Origin of the sequence: Thioclava sp. DLFJ4-1 (genome assembly GCF_002020145.1) — a bacterium.
GTDB classification, from domain to species: domain Bacteria; phylum Pseudomonadota; class Alphaproteobacteria; order Rhodobacterales; family Rhodobacteraceae; genus Thioclava; species Thioclava sediminum.
Window position 1 is genome coordinate 545,844 of sequence record NZ_MPZT01000001.1, and the last position, 13,299, is coordinate 559,142.

The following is a 13,299-nucleotide window of genomic DNA, read 5'->3' on the forward strand; positions in this document are numbered from 1 at the left end:
TCAGCCTTTTGCATTGCGCGATTGTTTACCCGTTTGGCCTGAATTGCCTCGAGTCGGGGTCGTTGTTGCCAGTTCAGGCTCGGTAACCGGCGCAGGGCTCGGGGCTGCGGTGGTGTCGCTGGGCGCGGTGCCTTGCGTGGCTGTGTCAGTCGCCGTCTCGGAAGCGGTATCATTCGGGGTGTTCGGCACAGGGTTGGCCGCGGGCGTGGTGTCCTGAGCCGCGAGGGTCGGGTCCATCCAGGTGGCCGCGTCGCTATCGTCGGCCAGCCCGAGGATATGCCCGAACTCATGCTTGAGCGCATCGACGAGGTTCAGCCCTTCGCTGCCATCGAGCGACCAGCCATGCCCTGCCCCATCCGCATCGAGCGTGATCGCGCCCTCGGCGGTATAGCCCAGAAGCGTGCCATCGAGCGAGGCGATGGAAATCTGCACCGCTTCCAGTTTGGCGATCTCTTCGGCGGTCAGGCCCAGCTCTTGCGCGATCTCTTCGAGCGCCTGCGCCCGGGCTGCGGCCAGAAGGTCTTCATCGAGCACCGCACCGTCCGGCGTTTCCGCGACCGAGACCGCATGAAGCGCTTGCGCCGCCTCGATCGTCAGCGACCAGCTTTCCAGCGTGCCGGTCTTGCGCTTTGCTCCGTCCACGATCTCCAGCGTCCAGACTCCGCCCGACATCTTGCCCTCAAGCGCTGCCAGATCGCCGACCGGGCGATAGGTCACGCCGTAAGGTGCCGTGGCGCCGGTGATGCTCTCGCCCGCCGCATCGTCGAAGCGCGTGTCGATCCCCGTGCCATCAAGCGCCGCGAACAGCTCGATCCGCGTGCCATCGGGCGCGATCAGCGTCACGGTCAGGTCGCTCAGCCGCTCATGGGTCAGGCTGAGGGTCACGTCGAGATCGGCGATCACCACATCCGAGCCGACATAGAGGCTCTGCGTCGTCACGCCCTGATCTGCAATCGCGATGGGACCGGCGGAAGCGTAGTCGTAGATCAGCGAGCCGGTGTCGGGCGTGAAATAGGCCGGATCGTTCGTCGCGAGGCGCACATCGTCGAAGCTCGCCGCATCGAAGGCCATCAGACCGACCGCACCATCCGCAACCGGGGCGTAGAAGGCATGGCCCAGAACTTCATGGCCGTTGAGCGCGAGGCTGACCGTGCTGCGGGCGAGCGTGATCTCGAGCTTGTTGGACTGGCTGCCGTCGATGGCGATGTCGTAGCTCGCGGTTTCCACGAAGCCGTCGCGATGCGTGTAATAGCCGATCGAGACGCGGTCATTGGCGGCATCGATCACAGCGTATTTGTAGCGCCCGTCGGTGTAGCTGTCGAAGACGAAGCCCGCGCGCCCATTCGTTTCAATCTGCGCCGCGATCCGCGTGACGGAAGTCTCCGCGATCACCAGATCGGACAGCGCGATGGCGGGCACACCGGTGGGCTGGGCATCCAGCGCGCCTGCATTGATCTGCCAGGCGGTATCGGTGGCGAAACGATCCGCGATCCCGTCCGAGAAGTCCTCGGTCTCATCGAGGGTGAATTCCGGGGGCAGCACCTGCACCGCGATATTGTCGAGCTTGGTCACCGAGTTCTGCGCGCCGATCCCGACATAGCCGGAGTTCAGCCCGTGGGTGACGCCGTATTGATCGACCCGCGCATCGAAGACATGAGTGAAATATTCCTGCCCGTCGATCACCAGCGTCGCCGTCAGCCCGTTGATCGCGAGCAGCAGGTTATAGGGCGTGTCGGGCTTGGCCTGAACCGGGGTCTGCTCCAGCACGATCCAGCCATCGGCAGTGCGGATGCCCATCTCGAACTTGTCGGTCGAGATGTTCACGCCCGCGAATTTGAAGTCGGTCGGCGACTGGTAGTCGAAGATCAGATAGGCGTTCGACTTCAGCCCCGCGGTGGGCTTGCCGCCGACAATGGTCGCCTTCATCTCGAAATAGCTGGGCAGCGCGTCGCCGATATAGAAGACCGAGACCGCATCGCCGCCGAGCGTTTCCGGGCTCACCGCGAAGGCGCCGCCCTCGACCGTCCAGACCCCGCTATCGGCAGCAAAGCCCTGCGCGTCATTGCCGCCACCGTTGCCGTTGAAGTCAGCCGAGCGCAGCACGTCACGGCGACCGCCCGGAATGTTGCCCGGCTGCGGATCGTTCGGCGCGCCGGTCTGATCCTGCCACGCATCGTCCTTCTGCATCACCAGCCCCAGCTCGCCCCACGGCTCGCCGTTACGGTCGGCGTTGTAATCGCCGGTATCGGCCGCACGGGTCGGATCGGCACCGTCGGAGGCAGAGAGATCGTAGAGATACTCCTGGATCTGCGGGGCCAGCGCACGGGAGATCGTGAAGGCACCGAAGGGTGCGAAGGGCACGATGTAGCTGTTGAACTCACCCACCCAGTCGATCAGGCGATCGCCACCGGTATTGCCGATCATGATGTCGCGCCCGGCACCGCCATAGACGATGTCCTCATAGCTCGACGCGGTGTCGGGCGTATCGTTCGCGCCCAGCGCCGAGCCGTCCGCATCGCGGCTATGATCGTCATCGACATCGATCAGATCGTCGCCCCAGCCGCCATAGACATGGTCGCGCCCGGTGCCGCCGACGAGCCAGTCATTGCCCAGATCGCCGAAGATCACGTCATTGCCGTCGCTATAGACCGGGCTGCCATCCTGCTCGAGCGTGCCGACCTGCGGCGCACCCGGATCGGCCGGATCGAAGCTCGCGAAGAACACCAGGCCGTCGGTCGCCTCGGAGAGCGAGACGTAATGGCCAGCGGCGTCGATCACGATCACATCGCGCGGATTGTATTCGTCATAGGCCGCGAACTCGCCCCCGTAGAAGGCGTTGTAGCCCAGCGCATTGCCCTGCGTAGCCGTGGGATCGGCGGACCAGAACGGAACCGTGTAATCCGAGCGCACGAGCACGCCCGCCACACCCGGCGCCAGCGCGTCGTTCGGATAGGCGAGATACCAGGCCTCGGCCAGCGCCTCTGCACCCGAGACCAGATCGTCGCCCGCGCCGCCATGCAGGAAGTCGTCGCCCAGACCGCCATAGATGATGTCATCGGCATAGACCGGATCCTGCAGCGGATCGTCGGTCTGGCCATCGGCGGTCAAGAAGAAGGGCGTCAGGTTCACCGCCTTCTTCAGCGCGCCCTGCACGTTGATATCGGCCTGCTGGATCTTGCCCGGGGTCGAGATCGTCTGCGGGCTGACCGGCAGAACACCGTAGAGCGGCTCGCCATAGCCACGGTCGTTGCGCGAGGTCCAGATGCGGCCATCGTCGCCCAGCACGCCGTCCTGACCCGTGCCGCCCGAGATCCAGTCATGACCCCAGCCGCCGATCAGATCGTCGTCCTGACCTTCGCCATAGAGCACATCGTTGCCGCGCATGCCGTAGATCGCGTCGTCGCCGCCCTCGCCGTGGATCTCATCCGCGCCGCCATTGTCGGCCAGCGCATCCGCGCCCCAGACATCCGGGCCGCCGGTATGGTAGTCGAGCAGCTCGACCGCGCGCACCACCAGCCAAGCGTCGGAATGATCCGCGCCGCCGATGAAGGTGCCCGAGGCCCGCGCCGGATCGAGCGTGTCGTAGTTGAAGCCGAGGAACCCTGTCGCGCCGACCAGACGCAGGATGCGGCCATTGTCGCCAAGGATCACATCGGCGTCGCGAGCATGGGCATTGGCGCCACTCTGACCGTAGTCGTTGCGGCTCAGCGTCACCGGATCGCCCTGCCCGCCGAAGAGCATATCGGCGCCGTCGGGACGGAAGGCCTCGTCGACATTCGCCGTTGCCAGCAGATCGAGGCTGAAGTCCTCGCCGGTCGCGCGCGCATCATGGATGTAGAGATCCGAGGAGCCGCCGATGATGTCGTCCTGCCCCAGCCCGCCGAAGACGATGTCGTTGCCGCCATTGGCCTCAATATAGTCGTCGCCGTCGCGCGCGGCGTCGATGCTGCGGGTCGGATTCACGCTGAGCGTGCCGTCGGCGAGGCGCGTGGTGTAGCCGTTATCGGTTGCGTCATAGGCGGTGGCGAGCGCAAGGCCGCGGAACGTGGCCGAGCCGTCGCCCTGGATCGCATCGTCGCCGAGCTGGCCGAAGATCACGTCGTCGTCCGCGCCGCCTGCGAGGTAATCCGCACCGTAGAGGTCGGTCCGGTTGGCCTCGGTCGCGTCGGTGTGGTCGAAGAGGGCGATCAGCCGCTCTTCCACGCCGGTCGGATTGACCTGCGCCGTGGTCCCTGCGTTCGAGCCGGTGCCGTCATCGGCAGCGTCATAAATGGTCAGCGTGCCATCGGCGAGCATCCGGAAGCGCAGGCTCTCGGCCGCATCAGTGCGGATCACGATGCCATTGTCGCCAAGGATCACGTCATTGTCGGTCGCATTCGGGTCGAGCGCCTGCGCGTCCAGATCGAACCAGGCGCTGATCACCGGGCGATCCTCGAACAGCACCGCACCGTTGCCGTCGATACGGTCCGCACCATCATCGCCGCCCGGACGGTTATGGCCGCCGATCAGGTCATCGTCGCCGTTGCCGCCATAGATCACTTCGGCGCCCTGCTGGCCCAGCACGATATCCGCGCCATCCTCGGCGAAGATCATGTCGCGCCCGCCGCCGTCCAGCTCGCTGCGCAGGATCGAGTAGAAGTCGAACTGCGTGGTCAGCTCGGTCAGGTTCAGCGGCAGCAGGTCGGCATCCACGCCACCACCCGGCTGCGCCACGATCCGGCCGTGATCGCCGAAGACCAGATCGTTGCCCGCACCCGCGAAGATCGTGTCATCCGCCGTGCCGCCGATGATGAAGTCGCGGCCCGCGCCGGTGGCGATCAGATCGTTGCCGCCGATCATCGCACCGGTCGCCGCATAGCGGTCCTCGGTGGTCGCGATCTCGTCGATATCGGTGGCGTCATTGTCGAGGCCCACCCAGTCGATGAAGCCGGTATCGCCGATCACGATATTGCCCGCGTCATGCAGCGTGGTCGCCGTGTCGGTCGCGGCATAGACCTCGTCGATCTTCACGTTGATCGCATCGCCGCCCGCCCCGCCGAGCACGATATCGTAGCCGATGCCCGCAAGGATCACGTCATCGCCGCCGATCGCGGGCGCGGTGGTCTCGATCAGGCCCAGCGTGATTGCTTGGGTGCCGAAGCGCGGCGCGTTGTCCTCGGCGGCCACGATCCGGCCGTTGTCGCCCAGCACGATATTGTCGCCCTGGCTCGCGTTCACGTAATCGCCCGAGATGACGGTCTCGCCATCGCCCCAATCGACGCTCAGAGCCCCGCCGTCGACACCCGCGATGACGATGTCGTCGCCGCCGCCGGTCACGATCCAGTCGGCCCCGCCGATCGCCTCAGCGGTCGAGGCGATCTCGTCGATGTCGGAAGCATCGCCATCCGCCTTGACCCAGTCGATATAGCCATTGTCGCCAAGGACGATATTGCCCGCATCGCGCAGGGTCGTATCGCCCACGGCCACGTCATAGACCTCGCCCTCGGCCACGCGGATCACGTCACCTGCCGTGCCGCCCAGCACGATGTCGAAGCCGATGCCCGCAAGGATCACGTCATCGCCGCCGATCGCAGGCGTGGTCGTCTCGATCCGGCCGAGCGTAATCGGCTGCGTGCCGAAGCGCGGAGCGTCATCCGTCGCGGCCACGATCCGGCCGTTGTCGCCCAGCACGATATTGTCGCCCTGGCCAGCGTCGACATAGTCACCCGCGATCTGCTGCCCTTCGGCAAGGAACGTCGCTGCGATGGTTTCGCGGTCGCGCGAGCGGGTGCCGTCGATCAGCGCATCGATGATCGTCTCGCCATCTTCGCCTGCGAGCACGATATCGTCGCCCAGACCCGTCACGATCCGGTCGGAGCCGCCATAGGTCTCTGCGGTGGTGGCGATCTCGTCGATATCGGTACGATCGGCATCGGCGGAGACATAGTCGATAAAGCCGCTGTCACCGATCACGATATCCTTGCCGCTATCGGTCGCGCCGTCGGTGGTGATCGTGTCGCCGTTGACGCCGCCCAGCACGATATCGTCGCCGCCAAGCGTGGTGATCGTGTCCGCACCGCCGATGGTGGGGTCGATCGTGTAGATCAGCGTCGGCGCGACATCGGTGCCGTCATTGACGTGATCCGGGCCGCCCGAGCCGAGCTTGAGCGCATAGCCCGTGCCATCCGCGGTGAGGTAGTCGATCCGGCCGCGATCACCGAAGACGATGTCATTCGCCAGACCGGACATGATGCGGTCATCGCCCTGCCCGCCGAAGATGATCAGCGGCAGCGTGCTGAGGGCGGCATCGACGATATCGTCATCGGCGAATTCCAGATAGTCGCGGGCATAGCCCCAATCGGGCGCGTAATTGGCGTCGTGCGGGCCTTGGGTGTTGAGCACGAAGGCCCCGTCCTCGCCCGCCTGCAGATCGACAGTCACATCGTCATTGCCGAGGCCAGTGTTCAGAACCGTCAGCTCGCGACCGCCTTCGATGTCACGCGCATGGGTGCCGTCGATCGCGATCGCATCCGCGCCGAAGCCGGTCCAGTAGGTGATGCCGCCGAGGAAGTTGCCCGCCGCATCCGCGCCATAGGTGATCGGAGCGGGCGCGATGCCGACGACGAAGATCTCGTTGACGCTCGACAGCTCGGTATCGTCGCCCCAGGCGGTGGCGGCTGCCAGCGCGGCATCGCGGTCATCGGTGATCTCGGCGCGGAGATCGGTGGTGCCGTCACCCTGCACCGTCGCCTCATCCGAAAACATCAGCTTGTGGCGGCCGGTGCCCGCTTCGATGTTGAGCATGCCTTCGATGTTCAGCAGATGCCCGGTCAGGAAGGTCGTGTCGGTGTCGAGCCCGAAGCCCGCCTCGGAGGAGACATAGATCCGCTCGTCGCCCGCGCCGAGGTTCAGAGTGGTATGGGCCATGGTGCCGCGCACGTTGATCACGTCATTGCCCGCGCCCATCCCGATCTCGAGATATTCGACACCGTAGTAGTCGACACCGTCCATCCGGGTCTCGAGCTTGGCCAGATCGGTCTGGATGCCCAGCGGGCCGAGCAGATAGTCGAGCGCCGGGTCGCCGCCATTGACCACGACCGAGATCCGCTCGCCCGAGCGCGAGGTGATCACCAGCACCGTACCCTCGACATGGGCGATTATGTTCGGGCCCTGCGCATCCATGATCTGGGCTGCCAGCGCCGCCGCCACATCCGCCGCCGTGTCCCCGGCCAGCGCAGTATAGGCGAAGGAGGACAGCGCGAAGTCGCCCGGGAAGGCATCGTCGAAGAGCGGCGTCGCGAGATCGGTCAGATCAATGGTGAAGGTGTCGCCCGCGCTCGGCTCGGCGATATCGATGCGCGCCTCCAGCACATCGCCGGTCAGACCGCGCGTATCGACAGCGGCGACCGTGGTCTGAGCCAGCGCGCCCTGGAAGGTCAGGTAGATCGTGTCACCGAAGCGGTCGACCGCGAAGTTCTTGGTGTAGGGCAGGAACGGACGGCTGTTATTCGGGTTCAGGATCGGCTCGAGGATCGCGGCGATCTCTTCGGCGGTCGCGTCATAGGCGATCGGGTCGGAGATGCGCAGATCCATGTTGCCCAGCACATCCGGCACCATGAAGGCCAGCGTGAAGGTCCCGCCCTCGGCTGCGATGGTGATCGCCTGCATCTGGTTCAGGCCCGGATCGGTGGTGCCCTTGATGACTTCGGTCACCTCGATATTGGCGGTGGTGTTCGCGTCGCTGGTGATCCCGCTCGCATCGACGATCAGGTCGGGCAGATCGACGCCACCGGTCGGGCCGCCGAAGATGACGGTGTAGATATAGCCGCTATCGGTCGCCTCGACGCTCACCTCGGCATCGGTGCCGTAATCGGCGAAGACCGTGTCGATCGCGGTCTTCATCGCTGCGGCATCCGCATCGAAGGCCACCGTGACCGGCGTCCCATCCGGCAGAGCCAGCGTGAAGCTGCCGCCGGTGCCGCGGGTCTCGATCTGGATACGCTCCGCCACCGAGGGCATATCGAGCCCAACCACGCGCGCGCCATCCAGCACGAGGACATTGTCGTTCAGATCGGCGCTGTCATCGAGGAACAGACGGTCGTTCTCGCCCGCGCCCATGTCGACGATCAGCAGGCCGGTGATCTGGTCGACCACGCCCTGATCGGAGCCGACATAGACCTGATCGTCGCCGTTGCCGGTGCGGATGATCGTGTGACCGGCAGTGGTCTTCACATAGATCACGTCATTGCCGTCGGCGCTGTCGATGATGGTCTTGCCGCGATGGGTGCTCTCGACCGTGAAGGTATCCACATTGCGGCCCAGACGGATGTCGACCACTTCGAGGCCGGTATAGCTGACACCGCCCGCGATCAGCTCGCCGCCGATATAGGTGTCGCCGCCCATGCCCAGACCCGAGAGATGGTTCTCGGTCAGCACGCCGCTGTCGATGGCCGGGCTCTCGTTGTTGAAGACAGTGAGCGTGTCGATCTGCTCGGCTTCGTCCACGCGCAGGTTCGGATTGACCGGAGCGTAGGTGATCAGCGCACCCGGATCGGTGTCGAAGTCGGCGGGCGGCGTGCTCTCCAGCACCATCTGGCTGCCCGAGACGACCGGCGCATAGACCGAGGAAATCCGCGCCGCCAACCCTTGGGTGACCGAGCCGAAGCTGCCATCGGAGGTGACCGAAGCCGGCGTGGCCGCACCGTTGATCGTCAGCGCCCAGCTCGCGCCACTCGCCGGCGGCTGGATGAGGTGGAACGCGGCCGCGGTCCAGTGGATATTCGCGTCGTTGTAGAGGCTCTGCACCGGCGCGCCGCCGATGGTCGAGGTCAGACCGGCATAGGTGGTCACCGCGATATCGAAGGCGGCTGCATCGGCGCGCTTCACATGCAGGCGGGTCTCGCCCAGCAGGTTCACCGTCGCCACCGCTTCATATTCGGCCGAAGCGTCGATCAGCGCGGCCAGTTCGCGCAGCACGATCGAGCGGTAGGCGTGCTCGGTATCCGGCGTGTAGCTGAAGTCGGTGCCGTCGAGCGTCACGGTCACGGTCTCGAAGGCGGTCACGTCGCCCGCCAGATCGACCGAAGCCGTCAGCCAGTCGATCAGCGACAGATCGCTCTGATCCGGGGTGCCGAAGAACCAGACATAGCCCGCCTCGACCGCATCCTGCGTGCCGACCATCAGCGTGAGCGTCATGCCCGCATCGTTGACGAGCGAGAGGATATCTTCCGAGACGCTCGCGACGTCGACACGGCCGCTCAGCGTGCCATCGGGGTCGATGGTCGCGATATCGTAGATCGTGGCGGTGTCGTTGATGCGCGGATCGAAGCCCGGACGCTCGCCGTAATCGCCGTTCACATGGGTCAGCTCTTCGGGATCGATGGTGATCACGGTGCCGCCACCGGTCACCGTCCCGGTCACGCCATCGGCGAGCGGAATGTTCGTCTCGCCCGGCAGCAGCACCGGCACGCGCAGCGACACGTCGGTATCGCTCTCGCCGCCGATGATCGAGACCGGGCCGCGGATCGAATTTACGCGGTCATTGAAGGCGCCGAAGACCTGCGCGTCGCCGCCATCCACGATGGTGTCGTCGATCGCGATCACGGTGATCTGCTGCGGGGTCATCCAGTTGGTGTTATCGAACTCGACGAACTGACGCGCCGCGATCTCGCCCGCCTTCTGGCCGCTGACCGAAGCCGAGGCTTGGTAATCCGCCGCCGGATCAGCCAGTTCGCGGATGGAGATCACGCGACCATCGACGATCACCTCATAGGCGCGCGGATCGCCATTCGCGGTGCTCGCATCATTCGCGAGGTTGATCTTCGCACCAAGTGCAGCGGCGATGTTCGAGAGCGACTGACCGGCGCTCACGGTATGCGAGAAGCTCTGGCCGTCGAAGTTGACCGTCCAGACCTCACCCGCCGCAGGCACGCCCATCATCTCGAATTCGAGGACATTGGCGAAGTTGAAGTCCTGCACGGTGCGGGTGTCGATGCTGCCCTTGCTGTCGCCCGCGATGCCGACCTCGACGAAGAAGCGGGTGAACGTCGCCGCGGCATCGACCGAGATTTCGATCGCGCCATCGGCGGTGAGCGTGGCGTTGTAGCCGGACACCCCGTTGATCGCGTCGATCAGGCCTGCCGCCACCGCATCCAGATCGTCGCCCGCCTGAACCGTGTAGCCGACCGTCTGGGCGCCTGCGCGCAGGGCCACATCGTCGAACAGCGTGACCTGCCACGTCTCACCCGCGACCGCCTCCCCTGCCAGCGACAGGGCTGCAAGCGGGGCAGCGACCTGAACCTGCACGAGTTCGTTCTCGCCGAAGTTCGCATCCGCGTTGAACGCCTCTTGCGAATTGTAAGTACGGGTCGGCAGCGGGGTCACATCGACGCGGACGGTGTTGTCGCCGCTCAGCGCACCGGTCAGCACGACCGAGAAGCTGTCCACGACCTGCACATCGCCCGGCGCCCGCTCGGCCAGATCGGTCGAACCACCGGTTTGGATGATCTCCACCGTCGGCGCGTCGTCATCGAGCACGGTGACGTCGAGCGGCGCGGGCGCGAGATTGTCGCCGTTGCTGCCCACGACATAGCTGTAGGGCGTGAACTGCTGCGCGAGTTCGGCATTGGTGATGTTGGTGCCGATCTCATAGGCGAGGCTCGTGCCCTCGGGGATCACGATCGGGGTCAGCGGCGCCGCGAAGGCGATGCGGGCAAGCTGCCAATGGGTCTGCGACTTCACCGCATCCGCGCTGACATAGGCGCCGCCGGTCCGGGTGTTCGCCGCGTCGGGGCTCGTCTTGCGCAGCACTTCGATCGAGAAGGACTCGATGCCGCCCGCGCCCGGGGTGCGGAAGATGAAGATCTCGCCCAAATCGTAGCTCGGCGGCGTCAGGCTCGCATCGCTCGCGATTGCAATCGAAGCGTCTTCGCTATCGAGCGGCAGCAGCGAGAAGGCCGTGGCCGAGGTCAGCGTGATCGCGCCGTTGGCATCGACCACCGCCGTGACCCCGAGATTGGCCGCGTTGATCTGCGCTGCAAGTTCGTCGGAGATGCCCGCGATCCCGCCCAGCTCGTCGCCCGATTGCGAGGTGTAGCTGATCAGCTGACCATCGACGAGGATGGTCCAGGTCTTCGCCCCGGCATTGGAGTAGATCGCGCCTTCGACCGAGGGCAGCAGCGTCGCTTGCAGATAACCCGCCGAGGCCGAGTAATCGGCGCCCGCGAATTGCGCGACCAGCTTGTTGACGATATCGCTCATGGTGTCGCCGAACTCGGCGGTCGCCTGAACCTGCAGCCCGTCGAGCTTGATGATCCAGGTCGCGCCATCGACCAGCGTGCCATCGGCGGCGAGCGTGCCGTCGGCCAGCGACGCGCCGAGGCGGAAGGCCACGATGTCATAGGCGCGCTTGCTGGTGGCCGCATCGACGCTCAGTTCATCGCTCGAGAACTCGAACGCGTCGCCCGAGATCGAGACATAGATGTCGCCGGTGGGCGTGAAGAGATAGCCGGACGCGGGATCTCTGGTTTCAATGAGCAGCTTGAAGGAGACCCCCGCCGCTGCCGCGATGCTGCGCGTGGCACCCGTGCCCGTCATCGTCGCAGCCTGCTCGGGGTCCGCGTTCACCAGCGTCGCGAAGGCATCTGCGATATCCGTCGCAGTCGCGGTCTGATCGAGGCGCGCATCGACCACGATCGTGCCCTCGGTCACGGTCGAGAGGTCCGCCACCACTTCGCCGATCCCGACGCCGACCACATAGTCGATGCCACCCAGCGTGAGCGTGTAGAGCTCGGTCTCAGCCGTATTCGGGCGCAGGATCGTCAGATCGGCAGCGGTATAGAGCACCTCGGCGCTGCGCGGCTGGCTGATATCGCGGTTGATATTCGCCGCGACCCCGCCGGCCACATCCGCATAGGTCGCACCGAGGAAGGCGTCACGGGTGTCTTCGAAGATCGTGGGCTGGATGCGGGCGTAATGCACACCCTCGTCGGCGCTGTCGTTCACTGCGGTGATCGTCACGAATTTCGCGGTATTCCAGTCGGTGCCGTCGAAGTTCACGACATTCGAGGACAGCGTCACATTGCCATCGACGGCGAAGTTCACCTGCACCGGGCCGGTCGGCGCGCGGCTCAGCATCACGGCGAAGCGGTCATTCGCGGCAAGCAATGCGGCCTCGGCCACGATCGTGTCGCCCGCGAGATCGATGGCCGAGGAATTGTCGACCGGGAAGATCAGCAGCTCGGCCACTTCATCGTCGATCACATCGACCAGCATGTTCGGCACGGCAAGATTGTCGAAGCCGGTATCGTCGGCGCGGCTGTCGCCTTGGGTCACGGTATGGCGCAGTTGCACGATGCCGCGACCCTCTGCCACCAGATCGTTGATCGCGGTGACGGTCACGTATTGCGGCGTATCCCAGTTGGCCGCCGTGAAGTGCAGCACCGTGCCCGAGGCCGAGCCGTTGACCAGCACGCCCTCGGCGCCCGCGGCCACATCGCCCTCAGTGCCCAGCGTCGGCGAGATCGTGATGTAGACGTCTTCGTCCGGCGCGCGCGACAGAGCGATCGCGTAGCGGGTGACCGACATGGTCGGATCGGCAGTCGCGGCCTCGAAGACGCGCAGCACGCTGGAGCCCGCCTCGCCATCGGCGTTGAAGAAGACCAGATCGGGCGCGTCATTGTCCTTGATCTGCGAGACCGGATCCTGCGCCCAGATCGCCTGATAGCGCGGATCGGTGCTGTCGACCGTGGTCTGGATCAACCCGCTGTGACCGTTGAGACCGTTCGACACGACGGTGATCGCGCCGCCCTCGGTGACACCGTCGAGATCGGAGCCGCCAAGGTTCACGCTATCCGAGCCCAGACCGCCCACGATCTCCAGCAGCACGCCCTCGGAGGTGCTCTCGATGAAGAAGGTGTCGTTGCCCTGCAGCGCGTCGACCACCAGCTTCTCCATCCCCGTGTAGGAGATGAAGAGCCCGCCGCCATAGACGCCGTCTTTGGTGATGACGTAGTCGTCGCCCATCTCGGTGCCGATCACGGTCATCGTGTCGAAGCCGTCCCCGCCATCGATCCGCACCGGCGCGTTCACCGCGTATTGGATGAAGTCGGCGCCCTGCCCGCCATTGATGTTGGTAAATGGCGCGGCCGGGTCGTTCGGGTCGACGCGAACGAAGGAGCGGACCTGGAACGTGTCGTCGTCGGCCTCGCCATAGAGGAACAGCTCGGCCTTATTGGAATAGACGGTGAAGCTGTCCTCACCGTCGCCGCCACGGATCGTGGTGTCGAAGCTGACGCCGTTCGACAGGAAGCCGACGGTGAC

Annotated in this window: 1 protein-coding gene (cut by a window edge); it reads right to left on the reverse strand. The window is 65.4% G+C overall.

Translation table 11 applies throughout. The features are described from left to right. Nucleotides 1-13,299, reverse strand: the 3' portion of a protein-coding gene (locus BMI85_RS02595) for a matrixin family metalloprotease (protein WP_143594964.1). Its footprint extends 26,004 nt past the window's final position; only the last 13,299 of its 39,303 coding nucleotides appear in the window; its start codon lies off the right edge, out of view — the gene reads right to left on this strand; it ends in the stop codon at nucleotides 1-3.